The sequence below is a fragment of the Arthrobacter sp. MYb227 genome (assembly GCF_002975435.1).
Classification (GTDB): Bacteria; Actinomycetota; Actinomycetes; order Actinomycetales; family Micrococcaceae; genus Paeniglutamicibacter.
Map to the genome: position 1 here is coordinate 54484 of NZ_PCPT01000010.1, position 18199 is coordinate 72682.

The 18199-nt window shown below is 56.0% G+C and carries 16 protein-coding genes; 8 read left to right on the top strand and 8 right to left on the bottom strand.

Translation table 11 applies throughout. The annotated features are described in order from the left end of the window. Positions 1-3: 3 nt before the first annotated feature. The 3 genes from CQ018_RS16045 to CQ018_RS16055 are packed head-to-tail and all read right to left on the bottom strand — an operon-like array spanning position 4 to position 2687. Positions 4-1002 carry a YdcF family protein gene (locus CQ018_RS16045; RefSeq protein ID WP_105551027.1) on the bottom strand — a complete coding sequence of 333 codons (999 nt, stop codon included), beginning with the start codon at positions 1000-1002 and terminating at the stop codon, positions 4-6. 26 nt (positions 1003-1028) lie between these two features. After that, positions 1029-1880 carry a hypothetical protein gene (locus tag CQ018_RS16050; protein WP_105551028.1) on the bottom strand — a complete coding sequence of 284 codons (852 nt, stop codon included), beginning with the start codon at positions 1878-1880 and terminating at the stop codon, positions 1029-1031. A 3-nt stretch (positions 1881-1883) separates the two neighbouring features. Next, on the bottom strand, positions 1884-2687 hold the full coding sequence (locus CQ018_RS16055; protein WP_105551029.1) for an exodeoxyribonuclease III: 804 nt from the start codon (positions 2685-2687) through the stop codon (positions 1884-1886). Positions 2688-2924: 237 nt separating this feature from the next. Between CQ018_RS16055 and CQ018_RS16060 the strand changes: the two genes are divergently transcribed. The 7 genes from CQ018_RS16060 to CQ018_RS16090 all read left to right on the top strand — a co-directional run bounded on the left by CQ018_RS16060 (position 2925) and on the right by CQ018_RS16090 (position 9793). After that, positions 2925-4424 carry a CoA-acylating methylmalonate-semialdehyde dehydrogenase gene (locus tag CQ018_RS16060; protein ID WP_105551030.1) on the top strand — a complete coding sequence of 500 codons (1500 nt, stop codon included), beginning with the start codon at positions 2925-2927 and terminating at the stop codon, positions 4422-4424. 9 nt (positions 4425-4433) lie between these two features. Beyond that, positions 4434-5513, top strand: a complete 1080-nt coding sequence (locus tag CQ018_RS16065) for an enoyl-CoA hydratase/isomerase family protein (protein ID WP_105551080.1) — start codon at positions 4434-4436, stop codon at positions 5511-5513. Positions 5514-5520: 7 nt separating this feature from the next. Next, entirely contained in the window at positions 5521-6447 is a 927-nt protein-coding gene (gene mmsB / locus CQ018_RS16070) for a 3-hydroxyisobutyrate dehydrogenase (protein WP_105551031.1), read from the top strand. A 42-nt stretch (positions 6448-6489) separates the two neighbouring features. Beyond that, positions 6490-7305 carry a hydrolase gene (locus tag CQ018_RS16075; RefSeq protein WP_105551032.1) on the top strand — a complete coding sequence of 272 codons (816 nt, stop codon included), beginning with the start codon at positions 6490-6492 and terminating at the stop codon, positions 7303-7305. 129 nt (positions 7306-7434) lie between these two features. Further along, the gene (locus CQ018_RS16080; RefSeq protein WP_105551033.1) at positions 7435-8550 is read left to right on the top strand and encodes an ABC transporter permease; all 1116 of its coding nucleotides are present in this window, start codon (positions 7435-7437) and stop codon (positions 8548-8550) included. Positions 8551-8625: 75 nt separating this feature from the next. Next, entirely contained in the window at positions 8626-9348 is a 723-nt protein-coding gene (locus CQ018_RS16085; RefSeq protein ID WP_105551034.1) for an ABC transporter ATP-binding protein, read from the top strand. An 88-nt stretch (positions 9349-9436) separates the two neighbouring features. Continuing rightward, positions 9437-9793, top strand: coding sequence for a helix-turn-helix transcriptional regulator (locus CQ018_RS16090; RefSeq protein WP_105551035.1), 357 nt, complete (start codon positions 9437-9439; stop codon positions 9791-9793). 87 nt (positions 9794-9880) lie between these two features. Here the strand turns inward: CQ018_RS16090 and CQ018_RS16095 are convergent, their stop codons facing one another. The 3 genes from CQ018_RS16095 to CQ018_RS16105 all read right to left on the bottom strand — a co-directional run bounded on the left by CQ018_RS16095 (position 9881) and on the right by CQ018_RS16105 (position 15284). Further along, positions 9881-12772 carry an exo-alpha-sialidase gene (locus CQ018_RS16095; RefSeq protein WP_181149928.1) on the bottom strand — a complete coding sequence of 964 codons (2892 nt, stop codon included), beginning with the start codon at positions 12770-12772 and terminating at the stop codon, positions 9881-9883. A 210-nt stretch (positions 12773-12982) separates the two neighbouring features. After that, positions 12983-13510 (bottom strand): MarR family winged helix-turn-helix transcriptional regulator, encoded by a 528-nt coding sequence (locus CQ018_RS16100; protein ID WP_105551037.1) that lies wholly within the window; start codon positions 13508-13510, stop codon positions 12983-12985. A 58-nt stretch (positions 13511-13568) separates the two neighbouring features. Further along, the gene (locus CQ018_RS16105; RefSeq protein WP_105551038.1) at positions 13569-15284 is read right to left on the bottom strand and encodes an AMP-binding protein; all 1716 of its coding nucleotides are present in this window, start codon (positions 15282-15284) and stop codon (positions 13569-13571) included. 167 nt (positions 15285-15451) lie between these two features. Here CQ018_RS16105 and CQ018_RS16110 point away from each other — a divergent pair, with 167 nt between their 5' ends. Next, positions 15452-16642 (top strand): acyl-CoA dehydrogenase family protein, encoded by a 1191-nt coding sequence (locus CQ018_RS16110; protein ID WP_105551081.1) that lies wholly within the window; start codon positions 15452-15454, stop codon positions 16640-16642. Here CQ018_RS16110 and CQ018_RS16115 read toward each other — a convergent pair. Continuing rightward, positions 16639-17364 (bottom strand): peptidyl-tRNA hydrolase, encoded by a 726-nt coding sequence (locus CQ018_RS16115; protein ID WP_258142659.1) that lies wholly within the window; start codon positions 17362-17364, stop codon positions 16639-16641. The two genes, CQ018_RS16110 and CQ018_RS16115, sit on opposite strands and share 4 nt — an antisense overlap. Further along, a complete protein-coding gene (gene nadE / locus CQ018_RS16120; RefSeq protein ID WP_105551039.1) occupies positions 17365-18189 on the bottom strand; it encodes an ammonia-dependent NAD(+) synthetase in 825 nt (274 codons plus the stop codon). Positions 18190-18199 lie beyond the last annotated feature (10 nt).

The following is an 18199-nucleotide window of genomic DNA, read 5'->3' on the forward strand; positions in this document are numbered from 1 at the left end:
ATTTTACTGCTGTGCCAAAACCGCCATGACGAGCAACGCGGTAAGAGCAATGAAGGGGAGACACAGAAGCAGGTGTAGCCACTTGTGCTCGACTAATACTGCGGCAAATTCCCTTAAAAATGCACTGGGCAGATAATATTTGGCAGTTGGTGCACCAACCACCTCCGCATCCAACTTGAGACTGCGGGCCAATAGAGCGGCCCGCAGGACATGATAATTATTTGTTACAGCTACCAATGCACCACTGTGACCCGAAGCCGAAAACATCAGGGAAGCAAGCTTGAGGTTTTCTTCGGTGTTTATCGCCTTGTCTTCGATGAGTACATCGTCCGAAGGCACTCCAGCAGTGAATAGATATTCGGCCATGGCAGTACCTTCGGCACGTGATTCATCAAGGCCTTGCCCGCCGGAAGGTATCAGTATTGGTCTTGGGGTTGTCTGTTCGTAGATTTCCACGGCTTTATCGAGCCGGCTACGCAGCAGTGGGGGTACCTGCCCATGGATGAGCCTGGAGCCGAGCACCACAATGCCGGCTGGTTTGACTCGTGAAGCCATCCGGCCATAGGCAACCGCATAGGAAAGAAAGACAACGAACACCACGCCGAAATAGCTACAGAGGAAGAACAGTAATGCCGCCAACCCAATGGCCCATGCATTTAGGGTCAGTACTAAGAGCACCGCAAGAACTGGTAATACCAGAAGTAGCACACCAAGGATGAGCGATAAAAGGTTGCCCAGTGAACGTCCCTCCGAACGCATCATGACCACTCCGTTATGGATTAATGCTGCTGCCAATACCAAAATTGCCAGTGGAACAAGGGCCATGATGAGTACTACAAGCAAAGAGAACCCGGGAATCCAGCGAGTCAGCAACTCACTGAGGGCAAGCACCGCGAAGTAGACGGCGCCAACCAATACCACCCCGTTGCGGAGCATCCTCCGATCCTTGTGGCGCAAGTAAAAATACAGGGCAAAGAGTAAGGCTGCTGGAATCAATGACACACGTTGAGCCTATCAATGCTGGGTTCTTAGTTTGCGCGGGCCAACTGACGAACGGCAAGCCAACGGCTCGATAGTCGACGATAAGCCGCGGCGGCACCCGTCATATCGGCCTCGGAGAGGGACTCTATGCCCATGCGCAGATCATGCGGCGAATCATCGGGCCATACTAGGGAAGCGATGCGCCCGTAATCGAGTTCGAGCACCGAATCCTTGTCAAAGAGCAATAGCCATTCACTCAACGCAGTCAGTTCATCGAGCAGATCCATTTCCGGGGCATGGATCGCCAAGGTCGCCGCAGCGTAACGTGCCCTATCCAAGGCCTGGGTCAGGGGCGTGTAGATGCGTGTGGAGAGAAGCTCTTCGTCGTCTTCGATGAGCTCGAATTCATCGTCTTCATGTACTAGGACGAACCAGCCAAAGGGAATACCCCAGGTAGCGGTCCTGGTATGTAGATGAGCGATGTCCTCGGCAAAACGAACCTCATTGACACGTAATGCGTTTGCGGCTCGTGCGGCGCTGGGAACCAATAGTTCTAGTAACTGGGGCCGCATTGAACCATCGAGCTGTTCCGAGGCAAGAATTGCCCGGGTTGCCAATTGGTCCGGACAGTACAGCGTATGGGTTGCCCCATCCCAGCCGGTGATCACCAGTTTGCGGAATGTTTCTTGGTGTTGATGAGGGAACGGATCCGAGAGCTGTCGGGTCAATCGCTGAACCGCGGCGGCAGCAACCGATTCTTCGAGGGCCTCCCGGTCGGCCGACTTGGTACTGGTGATCAGTACCTGATCGGCGTCCGAGAATGCACTTAGCGGTTCATAGACGCGCAAGTAGGACGTCGGCGGGAGAGCCCGCCGGCTGCCCTGATTGGCCCGTTGCATGATTTAGCCGAGTTCCACGATGACTGGAGTGTGGTCGGATGCGCCCTTGCCCTTGCGTTCTTCACGGTCAATTTCCGCGCCGATCACACGGGCGGCAAGCGCGGGAGAAGCCAGAGTGAAGTCGATGCGCATTCCCTCATTTTTGGGGAAGCGTAGCTGGGTGTAGTCCCAATAGGTGTAGGTCTTGGGAGTGTCCGTGTAAGGACGAACCACATCGATGAACCCGGTTTCCAGGAATGCCTCAAACGCCGCGCGCTCCGGTGCCGAAACGTGCGTCATGTTGTTCTCGGTGAAGAAATCAATGTCCCAGACATCCTCATCACGTGGGGCGATATTGAAATCACCCATTAGCGCCACCTGCGCCTCGGGGTTCTTAGTGATCCAGTCCCCGGCCTGCTTGTTAAGGTTTTCGAGCCATGAAAGCTTGTATGGCATGTGTTCATCCTCGCGTGCGCGCCCATTGGGTACGTAGAGGCTCCAAATGCGCACACCGCCACAGGTTGCTCCGATGGCACGAGCTTCCTGAACCGGGTCTACCCCACCCTTGCCGAAGGCTGGCTGGTCGATGAAGGTACGTTCCACATCTTCAAGTCCCACGCGGGAAGCGATGGCAACACCATTCCATTGGCTGAACCCAAAGTGCGCAACTTCGTAATCATTGTTTTCAAACAATTCCCACGGAAAGTTCTCATCCTTGCATTTGGTTTCCTGGATGGCCAGAACATCAACGTCGGAGCGGCGGAGCCAGTCTTCGACGCGGTCGGCGCGGGCACGAAGGGAGTTTACGTTCCAAGTAGCAATCTTCACGCTCCCAACCTATCAACTATGGCTGCGGTGGTCAGGTTGGCGCGATGAATTCCCCTTGGCGGTGAATTAGGCAGCTGCTCAACATTGGTTGTCGCTTGGTGCCGAGCAGCTAGGGATAACCCTGTCGCTTATCCCTAGCAATTTAGTAGGAAGTCCGAGTATATTTTGGAGTGTCGAGTGGTGTGCGTCACTAGGGTGTGGCCGTGCGGAAATGTTTTGCGAAGGAGCAACAATCTCATGACACGTGAACTTACTCATTACGTGGGTGGCACCCACATAGCGGGAACTTCCCAACGATTCTCTGATGTTTTCAATCCCTCGACTGGTGTTGTCCAAGCAAAACTTCCGCTTGCCTCGGGCCAAGAAGTGCGCGCTGCAATTGCCGTTGCGCAATCCGCGCAGGAAGCCTGGGGCACAACTAATCCACAACGTCGGGCGCGGATTCTGAACAAATTCGTGTCCCTTGTATACGAGAATATGGACGAACTTGCGGCGCTGCTGACCAGCGAACACGGCAAAACCTTCCCCGATTCCAAGGGAGACATTCAGCGCGGGCTCGAAGTTATTGAATTCTGTGTCGCGGCCCCGCACATGCTCAAGGGCGAATTTTCAGATAGCGCGGGTGCAGGCATTGATGTGCACTCCATGCGGCAGCCACTCGGCGTTGTCGCAGGCATTACCCCGTTCAATTTCCCAGCAATGATCCCGCTGTGGAAGGCCGGCCCGGCGATTGCCTCCGGCAACGCCTACATCCTTAAGCCCTCCGAGCGGGACCCCTCGGTTCCCTTGCGTTTAGCCGAATTGTTCACCGAAGCGGGACTCCCCGACGGAATCTTCAACGTCATCAACGGAGATAAGGAAACCGTCGACGCATTAATCGAGGATCCGCGCGTCAAGGCCATCGGGTTTGTCGGCTCGACCCCCATCGCCCAAAGCATCTATGCCGCCGCGGCAGCACATGGAAAACGCGCCCAATGCTTTGGCGGTGCCAAAAACCATCTGGTCATCATGCCCGATGCCGACATGGACATGGTTGCAGACGCACTCATGGGTGCCGGATATGGTTCGGCAGGAGAACGCTGCATGGCGATCTCCGTTGCCATCCCCGTGGGCGAGGCAACTGCCGATGCCTTAGTCGCCAAGCTTGTTGAACGCATTGGCCGCCTCAAGATCGGCGACGGCATGGATGAGAACACCGATTTTGGTCCGGTAGTCGCTCAAAGCGCTAAGGAACGCATCGAAAACTACATCCAAGCAGGCATTGATGAGGGAGCCGAGCTCCTGGTTGATGGTCGTGGATTGGAAGTTCCTGGACATGAGGGAGGGTTCTGGGTGGGACCCACACTCTTTGACCGTGTCACCGAAAACATGAAGATCTATAAAGAAGAGATCTTTGGTCCGGTGCTCTGTGTGTTGCGCGCCAAAGACTATGAAGAAGCGCTCCGTTTGCCTTCGGAACACGAATTCGGCAATGGCGTCTCGATCTTCACCCGTGACGGAGACACCGCCCGAAACTTTTCCTCCCGTGTGCAGGTGGGCATGGTTGGGGTCAATGTCCCCATCCCGGTCCCGATTGCCTATTACACCTTTGGCGGCTGGAAGGCCTCGGGGTTTGGTGATCTAAACCAGCATGGTGCCGACGGATTCCGTTTCTACACCAAGACCAAAACCGTCACCACCCGTTGGCCTTCGGGTATCCGTGAGGGCGCAAGTTTCATCATGCCGGCGGGGAGCTAAAACGTGCTCATGAGCGAATCCGAAATTCTCTTTGAGGTCCGGGGAACCCTGGGGCTGGTGACATTAAACCGTCCCCGTGCGGTCAATGCGCTCACCGGTTCCATGGTCGATGCAATGCTTCAGACATTGACCACGTGGGCGAGTGACCCGGCAATAGCCCAGGTCCTGGTGCATGGTGCAGGGGATCGTGGGTTGTGCGCTGGTGGGGACATCGTGGCTATTCACCGTGATATCAGCGCCGGCGGGAGACAAACAGCGGATTTCTGGGACACCGAATACCGGCTCAACGCGCTGATCAATTCCTACCCCAAACCGTATATTGCGTACATGGATGGGTTGGTGCTCGGTGGTGGGGTAGGAATTTCGGCTCACGGAAGCCACCGGATCGTCACCGAACGCACACGCAGCGGCATGCCTGAAACCACCCTTGGGTTCTGCCCCGACGTGGGCGGAACCTACCTTCTTTCACGTTCCCCGGGACATAGCGGAATCCATGCAGCGCTAACGGGTGATCATTTGGGCGGCGCGGAAGCCATCTACCTAGGCCTAGCCGACTACCTCGTTGATTCTGCACGGTTTCCCCAGCTGCTTGAAAGGCTTCAAGATCACCCGGTGGAGCAAGTCCTTCCACGATTTGTACTTCCACAACCCGTGGCAAACCTTGAAACGTGGGCCGAATGGATCGATGTGGCATACGCTCGGCCAACGGTGCTCGAGATCATTGCCACACTCCACGAATTTGGGCTTTCCGGAAACGGCCAAGCACAAAAAACCATTGAAACACTTGCCAAGAAATCTCCGACGGCCCTGGCGGTGACGCTCGAATCATTGCATCGCGCCGGCAACCTTGAATCCCTTGAAGCCGTACTCGAACAGGAGTACCGGGTGGGGCTGCGCTTCCTAGAATCAGACGATTTCCCCGAAGGAATCCGCGCCCAAGTCATTGACAAGGACTATGCCCCCGTCTGGAATCCCGCAACACTTCACGATGTGACGCCAGAATCGGTGGCAGCGTTCTTTGCACCACTCGGTGAACACGAACTACGCCTAACCCCAAGCTCAAGCGTGACGCAAACTATTGAAAGTTGAGGACACCATGACAGAAACATCACCGGAGAACACCGGGCGCATTGCCTTCCTCGGTCTGGGGCACATGGGCGAACCCATGGCGGTGAACCTCATCAAGGCGGGCTTCGATGTGATTGGCTTTGATGTGCTTCCTGCCGCGGTTGAAGCCGCAAGACGAGCAGGAGTTCCCTGCGCAAAAAATGCACTTGAGGCAGCCGATAGTGCGTCAATCGTCTTGACGATGTTCCCCTCCGGGGCCATTTTGCTCGATGCCTACCGTGGTGTCGGGGAGCCGGGTCTGTTGGAAAGTGCAGCTGAAAATACTCTATTCCTGGACTGCTCAACCATCGATGTTGCCCAAGCCCGGGAGGCAGCACGGATTGCTCTTGAAGCGGGCCACCGTTCGGCCGATGCACCGGTATCCGGCGGTGTGGTGGGTGCCGAAGCGGGAACCTTGACATTCATGATCGGTGCCGCAGCCGCGGATCTTGCACAGATCACTCCGCTGCTGGAAGTCATGGGCAAAAAGCTTGTGCATTGTGGTGGGCATGGTGCCGGACAGGCAGCAAAAATTTGTAACAACATGCTCTTGGGCATCTCAATGATCGGTGCCGCCGAAGCCTTCGTGCTCGGCGAAAAATTGGGCCTGACCCACCAAGCGCTCTTCGATGTCATCTCAACCGCCTCGGGCCAATGCTGGTCGGTCACCACTAACTGCCCGGTTCCCGGCCCGGTCCCGGCTTCCCCGGCCAACCGTGACTACACGCCCGGCTTCGCCGGCGCCCTGATGGCCAAAGATCTGGGTCTGGCGCTGAACGCTCTTGAACATGAGGGAGTTGCCGCCCAACTAGGTCCCCTTGCGGCCGAGATTTACCGGAAATTCTCCGATGAGGGAGGAGCCGGACGAGATTTTTCTGGAATCATCAGCAATATCAGGGACTCTTCACAAGGCTAGGACCGGGCAATAGTCATATTGGGGGAGGGGGGGAGCTCGCCGATGACAATCTTCACGTGTTTAACCTGTGGGATCGAACATCAAGATACTTTTCGCCCTCCTCTACGTTGTGAAATTTGTACCGATGAACGCCAATGGGTTCCGGCCTCGGGCCAAGCATGGACCACCCGGGATGAACTTGAAGCCCAAGGCTACAAACTCGTCATCACCGAATTAGAACCTGGGCTGCATGCGGTGAGCACCCTTCCACGTTTGGGCATTGGCCAGCGCGGACTGTTGGTATGCACCGCGGAAGGAAATCTGCTCTTTGAACCACCGGGCTTTATTGATGCTGCGGGTGCCACACGCATCGAAGAGTTAGGTGGCGTCGCCACCATTGCCTCGAGCCATCCGCACCTCACGGGATCCTCAATTCAATACAGCCACCGTTTTGGGCATGTGCCCGTTTACGTTGCCGCCGCCGATAAACAATGGATCCGACGTCCCGATCCGGTGATCAAACTCTGGGAAGAGTGCGTGGAATTACTTCCGGGGCTCATCATGTACCAATGCGGCGGCCACTTTGCCGGCAGTTCGGTGGTGCATTGGCCAGCGGGGTACAAAGACACCGGAGTATTAATCACCGGGGACACCATCGCGGTGGGTGGGGACAGGAATTCGGCAAACGCCATGCGTAGCTATGTCAACAACATCCCACTTCCGGCCAGCACCATTGAACGGCTCCTGAGCATCATAGGCCCGCTGGAATTTTCCCGAATGTACAGTGCCTTTGGGGTCCTGGAATCCGAGGCCCACACAATCGTTGAACGCACACTGCATCGCTACATTGCCTGGGTAAGTGGCACCATGAGTGAGTAAGCCCAACAACCACTAATCAACCGAATGGTCGATGTGCGTCAGTGCTAAGAATTAGAGGATTGGAGATAAGAAGGGGGCAGGTGCCGCGAGTTCCGCCCCGGAATCTCCAACGAAAGTGAAACCCTCCACGTGTTTCTAGCCATCCGTGACCTCCGCTTTGCCAAGGGCCGTTTCGCGCTCATGGGTGGCGTCGTAGCCCTCATCACCTTGCTCCTTGTCATGCTCTCCGGACTTACCGCAGGACTTGCCGACCAATCGACCTCGGCACTGAAAAACCTCGGCACCGAAACCCGCTTGGTGGATACCGTGGCCTTCGGCGCGGCACCAGGAAATGATCCAAAGGTTTCCTTCACCGAAAGCCAGGTGACCAATGCGCAGGTTGAAGCCTGGAAAAGTCAGCCGGGCGTCGAAAGCGCGGAAGCCATCGGCATTAACCAGACCCGTATGCAGGGCAGCGCAGCCGGCGCCGAAACCAGCACCGGAACCACAAACGTTGCGGTCTTCGGTATCCCCGCAGGCAGCGGCCTGTCTCCAATCCCGGTTGCCGATGGCACGGTAGTTGTTGGTGAATCGGTGGCCAAGGACCTGTCCCTGAGCAAGGGCGATACCGTATCGCTGGCAGGTGTTGACCTCACCGTCGGCGGAATCGCACCGGATGCTTGGTACTCACACACCTCGGTTGCTTACACTTCACTGGGCTCCTGGGCCAAGCTAGCCCACCTGGGCGAAACTACTCAGGTTGGTTCCATTATTGCCATCACCAATCAGCCAGGTGCCACGGTTGATACCCAGGCAGCAAACACCGCTGCAAACACCCTAGATACAACTCGCACCGGAGCATTTGCCGCACTTTCCTCCTACAAGAGCGAAAACGGATCACTGATGATGATGCAGGCGTTCCTCTACGGAATCTCGGCCCTTGTGATCGTCGCTTTCCTCACCGTGTGGACGGTTCAGCGCACCCGCGACATTGCGGTGCTCAAGGCCCTGGGCGGCTCGGGCAAGTACGTCCTGAAAGATGCCATTACGCAGGCCGGAATCGTCTTGCTTGTAGGTGCCGGAATCGGTGGTGGCATCGGAATCCTCGGCGGATCCTTCGCCGCCAAGGCAGCACCATTTATGCTGTCCCCGGCAACGACTATCCTGCCAATTATCGGAGTCGTGGCCCTCGGCCTAGCCGGTGCAGCGCTCGCCGTCTCCCGAGTGACCAAGGTTGATGCGCTGATTGCTCTCGGCGGCAACTAGCTCACCCGTTTTGCGGAAAACCCTCCAAGCTACTTTCTAGAATCACCCGTCCCCGAAAGGACCCCTCGGTTAGCCATGAATTCACCCTTTGAAGCCAATGCCCCAGCAACCGCACCGTTGAGCCTGCTTGATGTAACCCTTGAATACCCGGACGGTCAGGGAACTATCAAGGCTCTGGACTCAGTGAACTTGCGGGTTGCCGCAGGGGAGATGCTCTCCCTGATTGGGCCTTCGGGCTCGGGTAAGTCATCATTGCTTGCGGTTGCCGCAACGCTGGTGCGCCCCACCCAGGGCTTGGTGATGATCGATGGAACTACCGCTAGCGATTTGAATGACACCGAAATGACAACCTTGCGCCGTGAAACGGTTGGAATCATTTTCCAGCAGCCAAACCTTTTGGCATCGCTTACCGCTGTTGAACAGCTGATGATCTCCGATCACCTGCGTGGCAAGCCTTTGAAGGCCGCGAAAAAGCGGGCACTTGAGTTGTTGGAAATTGTCGGGTTGGCAGAAAGCGCACGTAAGCGTCCGCATCAGCTCTCCGGTGGCCAGCGTCAACGCGTGAACATTGCTCGGGCGCTCATGGGACAGCCCAAGGTGCTTTTGGTTGATGAGCCAACTGCAGCTCTTGACCATGAACGTAGTGCGTCAATCGTGCGTTTGTTGGCACAGGTCACCAAGGAATTTTCGGTTGCTACGGTGATGGTTACCCACGATACTGAATTCCTTGCGCTTACTGATTCGGTGGCAACAATGCGTGATGGCGTCCTTGGCGCAGTGGAAATGGCTGGAGTTTAGAGCTTTCATGGGTGGGTCTGCTTTCCAAGAGCAAGCACAGTGCGTAACGTAAAAGTTACGTATTGTGAGTCTTAGGCGGAAAGATCTAATGGGTGCACCAGCCGCATTGTGGGATGGGTTGGCCGAGGAATTCAAGGAGTCCGCGGCATATAGAAAATATATTCTTGAGTCGGTCAAGCAAACCACCATCGAAGAAGCGATGACAGCGTTGGATGAGGCACGAGAAACCTCGGGGATGAGCAAGGCTGATATCGCCCGGGTGATTGATGCTAATCCGGCAACTATTAGACGGTTCTTTTCCGGGAAATCCATGAATCCAACACTTGGAACGCTGACCGAGATTGCTGCGGCACTTGGCCTTCGCGTGAGGCTAGAACCACTGCCTGAAGCCGAGATCGCTCGCATCGTCCAACCACTACTCAATGGTGTCGAACGAAGCTCTTGACACACCAGGGGGGCTCTTGACAGGATATTTTCCTGCCAAGAGCCCCCCTGGTTTTAATGGTCAGCGATCACAGTTTTTGGTTAAAAACTATTTAACCCGGTGTACCAATTGCTTGGATTCGGTGACACCGATTTCGTTGCTCAAAACAACCGTGTACTTGTACGTACCTGGTGATTTGTTGGTAAACGTTGTGCTTGCCTGCTGCGCTGACGGGGTGGCTGCCGCTAGTTCCTGCTCGTCAACCACCACACCGTTTTCATACAGGGTGTATCCGGTGGCATTGGTACCCCACCCGAGATTCGTATTTATCGTGTAGTCCGAAGCGAACTTCTTGCCTTCCACGCTCAGTGTGGGTGCTGCAGGGTTGGCGTCCTTGACTTTGACGACCATGGTTGCGGTTTTGGTAGTCCCAGCACTATTTGTCAGTTCCGCGCGGTAACGATAGGTGCCATTGGGTTTTCCGGTCACCTGAACCACGCCCTGCTGCGCAGCTGGAGTGTTGGCTAGCAGCTTCTCGGTGGCAATCTTGACATCATTTTCATAGAGCGTAAAGCTGCTGGCATTGCTGCCGGAGAGCAAGTTGATTGTCACCGAGTAGTCGCCATCGGCAAGACCCATGTCGGCATCATTGTTGTGTGAAAGTACGGCCTTGGCCGGGGCTTTGGTGGCCGTATCTTCGGGTGCGATCTCTAGGGCGAACTCATTGACAAGCACCGAGCTGTTCACGGTGGTGGCACCGTTGCTGGCGGTGAAAGCTAGAGTGCGTTCGGCGAGTTTGCCGGAAGCAATATCCTGCGCAGTGAGCGTGTGCTTTACCGTGTATTCGGTGGTGGCACCGGAGACCAATTCGCCGAGAGCCCGGGAATCATGGGAGATATTGGTCAATCTGACGTTGCCTGAGTTTTTCAGGGTCACGCTGGTGCTGACGAGGTCTCCTACCGTGGCAAAACCATCGGCATCAACATCGTTGAAAGTTGAGGTCGCGGCGTTGGCTTCCATCTTGGGTGCACGGGCCAGGACATCAACTTCGTGGCCGGTAATTTCGTAGCTATTTACAACCTCGTAGTTGGCGCCAATACGTCCGGCAGTCCACTTGGTTAGCGGGGTAAAGAAACCGTCGGCAAGCTCTTCCGAGCTCACCATGTGGCGCGGGGTGGTACAGGTGTAGGAGGTTTCCGCGGCGAGGTTGCCAAAGCGGCAGTTGCCCGCAGGGCTTGCCTCACCCACCGGCTTGGCAGCGAACGGGGCGAAGTTGCCCTCGGTTGGAACTACCCACTGGGCAATATTCGAGGCGCTGGTGACCTTGAAAGAGTACGGAACCTTTTCGCCCACGGTGTATGGATTAACGGTTAGATCCCGGTCGGTATTTGCACGGAAGCCTTCGATCTCAAGTCCCGTGACCTCCTTACCGGCTACGGTTGCGCGCACGTTGCTCTGCGCTTCGGTGCCGTTCGAAGCGGTGAAGACCGTCTGCAGCAGGTAACTACCATTGGCCGTGGCCGGAACCTTGACCTCGAGTTCTACGGTGCGAGATTCGCCGGGATCCAGCTCGGCGATTTCAACGGTGTTGGAAGAGAATCGCTTGTCCTCGGTGAGCTTCAAGGAGCCCACGATGGTGGTTGCTTCTTGGTTGGTGATGGTCACCGGAAGTTTGTGCTTGGTACCCGCATCTGCCTGGAAATCTTGGGCGGCTTGTGGGGCACAGATGTAGTTGATCCACTCTTCATCGAAGGATGCGAAGGGCATCGAATCGGTGTAGTTGCCCTCGTAGAGCACGCCGAAGAGTCCATCCTCAAGTGCCGTTGCCGAAGAGTACGCCGAGAATCCGTGACGAATGGTGCGCAGGCCCGGCCAAGTTGTCCCATCATCGCAGGAGACGCGGGCCGAGACATTCTGTCGTCCGGTCTGTGAATTGGCACCGGTATACAGCAGCTTCTTGGCGTCCTTGCTGCCCGCCGCTGCGCCCGGGAACATCTGAGTGATGTGAGCGTTGTTGGTCGGATCGGGCAGATTCTTATCCTGCTTGACCGCAGAATAGCTGTGCCCGCCATCGGTCGAGATGGCTATCTTGCGGTATCCGCCGTTGCCCGAGTCTCGTGAGTTGAGCATGACTCGTCCGTCGGAGAGCTCAACAACCTTGTTTTCGTCCATTGACGTACCGACAAATTCGCCGCGCTGCCAGGTGGCACCCTGGTCATCGGAGTAGACCGAGTAGGACTGGATGGTTCGCGAGCCATTGGCCTGCTGCACATCTCCTGCATACTGCTGAATGAGACGGCCCTTGTATTCGCCGCGCTTGAGCTGAATGCCTTCACCGGAGGTGGCGAACATGCTGCGCACATCCCCGGCTTCCGGGGTGCGATCCGCGCCCGGCTTGACCACATCGGTGATCAGGCGCGGATTGCTCCAAGTGAGACCCCCATCGGTGGATTCAACGACAGCTGCGCTAATGATCGATCGGTCAGTGTCGTCGTTGCCAAACGCGCTGCCGTGGAAACCTTGGTCCTTGGAGTAGACGAAGAAGTTAAAGACCTTGCCGGACTCGGCATCAACCACGTAGCTGGGATCGGAGTAGCCATATTTGGGGCCACTTGCATCGGCGGCGTGTCCGGCTGCGACGGTGGTCAGTGCGCCCCAGGTCTTGCCGTTGTCGGTTGAGCGGCGTTGGACGATGGTGTTGGGGTTTGGTGCGTCTGCCGCACTGCCTGGACGCGCGTCCCAGGAAGCCAGGACCACCCCTTCGCCCAAATGAGCCAGGGCCGGGATTCGGTAGAACCAGTTGTTGTCAGTGCGGTCGGCGGCGATGTTTTCTTCGCTAAAAACGCCCGGCCCACTGGTGGGATCCGCTCCGGGGAAGGAGGTAGCGGCAAAGGCGGCTCCGGCAGTGGTTGCCGGCAGGACGAGACTCAGGGCCGCAAGAGAACCAAGCCAGGTGGCTTTCCTGCGTATACGTGGGGTCTGCGGGGGAGGGCTTATCAAGGGGTGAGTTCCTTTCACAAACGAATCATCTCGGGCTGATTCAAACAGGACATATGATGTGGGATGTCCTATGTAAAAGTATGTGAGGGTAGTCACTAAAAATGCTCAATGTGACATTCCTCGGCGCGTCGGGTTAGCTCATCGGTTTTTGTAACTGCAAGTCAAGCCGGCTATTCTGGTTTTGCCCGCGGGGACGTGCAACGCTTGACGTTACGTGTTGGCGGCGTGCTCGGGTGCGCTGAAATCGCCGGCATCCTTGCGGAATTTTGCAAAGATGCGGATGAGCGTGCTGATATCTCGATCCGAAAACCCTGACTCGGAGAAGATGCTCTTGTTCAATTCCTCGGTGGCATCGGCTGCCAAGTCACGGCCCTTCTGTGAGATGGCAATCAGCGTGGTTCGTTTATCGGTTGGGTGCTTGTCTCGTGCCACAAGTCCCGCTTTTTCGAGTCGATCCACGGCATTTGTCACAGATGTTGCGTGAACCTGTAGCAGGGCACTTGCCTTATTCATTGCTAGTTTTCCATCGCGAGCAAAGCTGAGCAGGGCCAGCATTTCGTAGCGGGCAAAGGTAAGCCCAAAAGGTTTGAGAACTCCCTCGGCCCGTTGCAAAATAATTTGCTGCGTGCGCATCAGTGCGGTGATTGCTGCCATGGGCTCGGCAACGTCCCCCCAGCCGTGACGCTCCCAATTGTGCTGGGCCTCAAGAATTGGATCGCGCGGTAACGGCTGGCTCATCGTTTTCCTTCCAAAGATGGTCAAGGTGCTGCCCAAGTTTACTCAGAACACGTCCTGGCTAGGATTTTAGTGACGGAAAATCGGTATCCGAATACTCAATTCCGCCGCCCTGCGGACCATGTCCATCGGTTTGGCGGGATTCTTCGCTGCGCCGTAGCTCTACGCGGCGGATCTTTCCCGAAATAGTCTTGGGCAGCTCGGCGAATTCGAGTCGGCGTATGCGTTTAAAGGGAGCCAGCTTTTCGCGACAAAAGCCTAGGATGCTTTCGGCCAATTCCGCTGAAGGTTCATATCCATCGGCCGTCACCACAAAGGCCTTGGGGACGGAGAGTCTGAGGTCGTCGGGGGAGGGGACCACCGCGGCCTCGGCCACGGAGGGATGCTCAATGAGCACCGATTCAAGTTCAAAGGGGCTCAGTCGGTAGTCACTGGATTTAAACACATCATCCCCGCGACCAACATAGGTAATAATTCCCGCTTCATCTGCCTTGGCCATATCCCCGGTGTGATAGTAGCCGTCACGGAAAGCATCCGTGGTCTTTTCCTCATCCCCGTAGTATGACTTCAAAAGCCCTAGGGGGCGTGGGTCAAGGCGCAAACAAATCTCACCCTCGTTACCTTCTTTTCCGGTGGCGGTGTCAATAAGAACCACGTCGTACCCGGGCATAGGCCGCCCCATGGCTCCGATTTTAATGGGCAGGCCCGGTGGGTTAGCAGTTTGCACAGTGGTTTCGGTCTGTCCGAAACCGTCCCGAATGGTTTGCCCCCAGGCCCGGCTGACCTGATCGATGACCTCGGCGTTCAGTGGCTCTCCGGCGGAAACCAACTTCGCGGGCGGGTTCTTAATCGCGCTTAAGTCTGCCTGAATTAGCAGCCGCCACACGGTTGGTGGTGCGCAAAAGCTGGTGACGGATTCGGCATCCATCTGGGCCATCAGTGCCTTGGCATCAAAGCGGTCGTAGTTGTAAAGGAACACCGTGGCCTCGGCAATCCAAGGGGCAAAGAAATTGCTCCAGGCATGCTTGGCCCATCCCGGCGAGGCGACGTTGAGATGCACGTCACCGGGCTCTAACCCAATCCAAAACATGGTGCTCAGGTGCCCCACCGGGTAGGAAGTATGAGTGTGCTCAACAAGTTTGGCCTTGGAGGTGGTCCCGGAGGTGAAATACAGCAACAGGGTCTCGTCGGCGAGCGTGGGAACTTCCGGGACGAACTTTTCGGCAGCAAGCCTACTGTCGGAATAGTTAAAGCCTTCCGCCGGTGCCCCTGAATCTACGTGAATAATTTTGTAATCGCCTGTGACATTCAAAAACTTCCCGGTGTCTTCGCTCCCGGCAAAGACCCAGCGGGCGCCACCACGCTGTACGCGGTCCTGCAGGTCAAGTGTTGTCATTTGCGTGGTGGTTGGAATCATGACCATGCCGGCCTTGATCCCGGCGAGCATGATTTCCCACAGTTCTACACGGTTTCCAAGCATGATGATCATCTTTTCGCCTCGTTTCATCCCAATGGATTGCATCCAGTTGGCGAGTTGGCTTGAGCGGCTCGAAAGCTCGGCCCAGCTACGCCGGGTTGAGGATCCATCTTTTTCGGCGATGACCAGTGCGTTGGTGTTAGCACGGAGCGGATCGGCGGCAACTGCATCAAACCAATCGAAGGCAAAGTTGAATTCGGTGAAGTGTGGCCAGACGAATTCACTGCGAGCGGTTCCGTAGTCGTTGCGTAGTTCTAGGAGCCGATCGCGTACGCTGCGGAACATTTCGGTGTTGCTCATCGTGGTCTCTCGCTCAAACTAAATTAGTAGGAAGCCCTAGTGATTTCAATCACTTGCAAATATACTTGGATATCCAAGTGTTTGGAAGAGTTCACAGCGGATCGCCAAGCAAAGAAATCACGCAAGGAAGAAACAACGTGCCACTGAGCGAAGACCGGGGAGCCGAGATGAATGTGGCACCGAACATCAAACCAACGCCACTGCCCTTCCCAGAGGTTGATCTCATGCATATCTGGGATCAGCTCGAGGCACCCGAACGCCAACGGCTTGAATCCATCCGCGCATTCTTTCAAGTCCGCATTCGACCCGCTTCCATTGAATATTGGAACCGCGAAGAATTTCCGCACCACTTCTTGGCGCAGATGGCTGCCCACGGGCTGGGAAACTTGCAACTAGATGGAAGCAGTGACCTCTTCAAAGGCCTTGTTTATGTTGAGGCGGCACGCGCGGATGTCTCATTATCTGCACTCATTGGTATCCACAATGAGCTGATTCTTGGCATGATCTATGAATTTGGCAGCCCCGAACAAAAAGAAAGTTGGCTCCCAAAGCTCAGCAACTTTACGGCCTTGGGCGCCTTCGCGCTGACAGAACCCAACCACGGATCCGATATTGCTGGCGGGCTTTCAACGATAGCCACCCGCGAGGGAGAGCACTGGATTATTACCGGCTCCAAACGCTGGATCGGTGCCGGAACCATTGCCGATTTTGCCCTCGTCTGGGCGCGCGACAGCGAAGATGGAAAGATTAAGGCATTCATTATTGAAACGAACCGAGAAGGGTTCAACGCTAATAAAATTGAAAACAAGATCGGCCTGAGGATCATGCAAAATGCGGACATTGAGATGGAAAGCGTCCGAGTCCCCGATGCCAACCGGCTCCCCGGGGTCGCAAACTTTACCGAAGCCAACGAACTGCTCAAGCACTCACGTGCCTGGGTCGGTTGGCAAGCAGCGGGAGTGCAATTAGGCATCTTTGATATTGCCCGGGACTACTGCCTACACCGTGAACAATTCGGGCAGAAAATTGCCAAGTTTCAGCTGGTACAAATGCCGCTGAGCGAAATCCTGGGCAACGCGATGGCAAGCCTGTCATTGATGAGCGATATCGCTCGCCTGCAATCGCTAGATAAGCTCGAGATGGTCCAAGCAGCGATGGCCAAGGCCACCACCACGCGCCTAGCCCGCGAATCCGCGGCCAAGGGCCGAGCACTCATGGGCGGCAACGGGGCAAGCAGCGACTATGAAATGGCTAAGCTCTTCGCCGATGTTGAGATCCTCTATACCTATGAGGGGACGTATGAGATCAATTCGCTGATTGTGGGTCGCGCGGTAACCGGTGTTTCAGCCTTCGTTTAACAAACTTTGATGAATGCGGTGGCCGAACCCGGGGTAATCTCCGTACGTCCAGCATCGTGAATCACCGGTGTGTTTGCCGCCCGCGACTGGGCAACGAATTCCTTGGTGCCTAATCGTTCAACGGATATCTGGCATCCATCGGCCCGCCATGCGTCAACATCGGCAGGAGCTCCTTCTAGAACCCACGCAAAAAGTGCATGAGCAGCCTGTGCCGCGGCCTTACCAGTACTCATGCCCAAAGCATGGTTCAAGGCAATACGTACCTTCGTCGGATCACCCGAGTCACCTGCCGGCAACGTAGTTCCGGAGACCTGCAGTTTGGCAACGCGCTTAGGCAAAGAATCTGCCGGCATCGGTGCAAAGCCCAATGCCTTGGCCTCACCCAGCTCGGCCAGAGCATGCTCCGGGAACTCGGCAGCAACCTTGGCAAACATTTTTGCATCGGCCCGCCGCACACTTTTGGCAAAAGCCCCCTGGGCCCACGGCTTCCAATAGGGATGACGTGGATTAGCCATGAGTGCTGAAACCGAAGCGAGCGCGGCCACGGCAATGCCCTGATCTTCGGCGCAAGGATCTTCACGATCGACCAGGAGGATAATCGGTTGGACAAGCTCGCCGGACGGCTCGGGATATTGCTCCTCGAGTGATGGCGTATCATCCGGTTTTGGCGTGGTATTTTCCATATTTTGCATATCTAAAATCATCGGGTCTGTCTGTGGCACTTAACTTTTCCACCACGAATCGAGGATAGAGGTGGGTGTGGTGCGTTTATGCCGTGAACGCAGGAACTTTCCCTCAAGATTTTCGGCGGCTTCTACCGGGATGTCTTTACCCTCGAGGTAGTCATCAATGTGCTCGTAGGTGATGCCTAGTTCGTCTTCGTCGGTGCGTAGCGGCTGACCATCAAGCAGGTCGGCCGTTGGAACCTTCTCCCACAAGGCACGTGGGGAGCCGAGGTGACGTAGAAGTTCACGGTTTTGGCGCTTGTTCAGGCCATAAAGGGGGAGTATATCGGCGCCTCCATCACCAAACTTGGTAAAGAATCCGGTTACAGATTCGGCAGCATGGTCGGTGCCAATCACCAACAAGTTATCTTCACCTGCCAGGGCATATTGGGCGATCATGCGCATGCGCGCCTTAATGTTTCCCTTGTTGAAATCGGAAATAGGTGCACCGGTGGATTCTTGGAAGGCATCCTCAAGTCCATCAACACCGGCCTTGATGTTCAGTACGTGCTCGATATCGGCAGCAACAAACTTCATGGCGGCCTCGGCATCGTCCTCATCGAGCTGTTTGCCATAGGGCAAACGAACCGCAACAAACTTTGCCTCGGTCCCGGCAACCCGTAGTTCTTCGGCAGCTAGCTGAGCCAGACGCCCGGCAAGTGTTGAATCCAGACCGCCGGAAATACCCAGCACAAAACCCTTGGTCATGGTGGTCAGTACGTATTCCTTAAGGAACTCGACGCGCGCACGTACCTCTGCTGCGGCGTCAATAGTGGGCTTGACGCCCATTTCCTGAATGATCAAAGCCTGTAATTCGCGCATTTACCTAGCC

Bases quoted from the DNA above. Each gene is read 5' to 3' on its own strand.
- CQ018_RS16110 (WP_105551081.1), top strand. From the start codon at position 15,452: ATGAATGTGGCACCGAACATCAAACCAACGCCACTGCCCTTCCCAGAG.
- CQ018_RS16105 (WP_105551038.1), bottom strand. From the start codon at position 15,284: ATGAGCAACACCGAAATGTTCCGCAGCGTACGCGATCGGCTCCTAGAA.
- nadE (WP_105551039.1), bottom strand. From the start codon at position 18,189: ATGCGCGAATTACAGGCTTTGATCATTCAGGAAATGGGCGTCAAGCCC.
- CQ018_RS16100 (WP_105551037.1), bottom strand. From the start codon at position 13,510: ATGAGCCAGCCGTTACCGCGCGATCCAATTCTTGAGGCCCAGCACAAT.
- CQ018_RS16050 (WP_105551028.1), bottom strand. From the start codon at position 1,880: ATGCAACGGGCCAATCAGGGCAGCCGGCGGGCTCTCCCGCCGACGTCC.
- CQ018_RS16090 (WP_105551035.1), top strand. From the start codon at position 9,437: ATGGGTGCACCAGCCGCATTGTGGGATGGGTTGGCCGAGGAATTCAAG.
- CQ018_RS16075 (WP_105551032.1), top strand. From the start codon at position 6,490: ATGACAATCTTCACGTGTTTAACCTGTGGGATCGAACATCAAGATACT.
- mmsB (WP_105551031.1), top strand. From the start codon at position 5,521: ATGACAGAAACATCACCGGAGAACACCGGGCGCATTGCCTTCCTCGGT.
- CQ018_RS16085 (WP_105551034.1), top strand. From the start codon at position 8,626: ATGAATTCACCCTTTGAAGCCAATGCCCCAGCAACCGCACCGTTGAGC.
- CQ018_RS16060 (WP_105551030.1), top strand. From the start codon at position 2,925: ATGACACGTGAACTTACTCATTACGTGGGTGGCACCCACATAGCGGGA.
- CQ018_RS16065 (WP_105551080.1), top strand. From the start codon at position 4,434: ATGAGCGAATCCGAAATTCTCTTTGAGGTCCGGGGAACCCTGGGGCTG.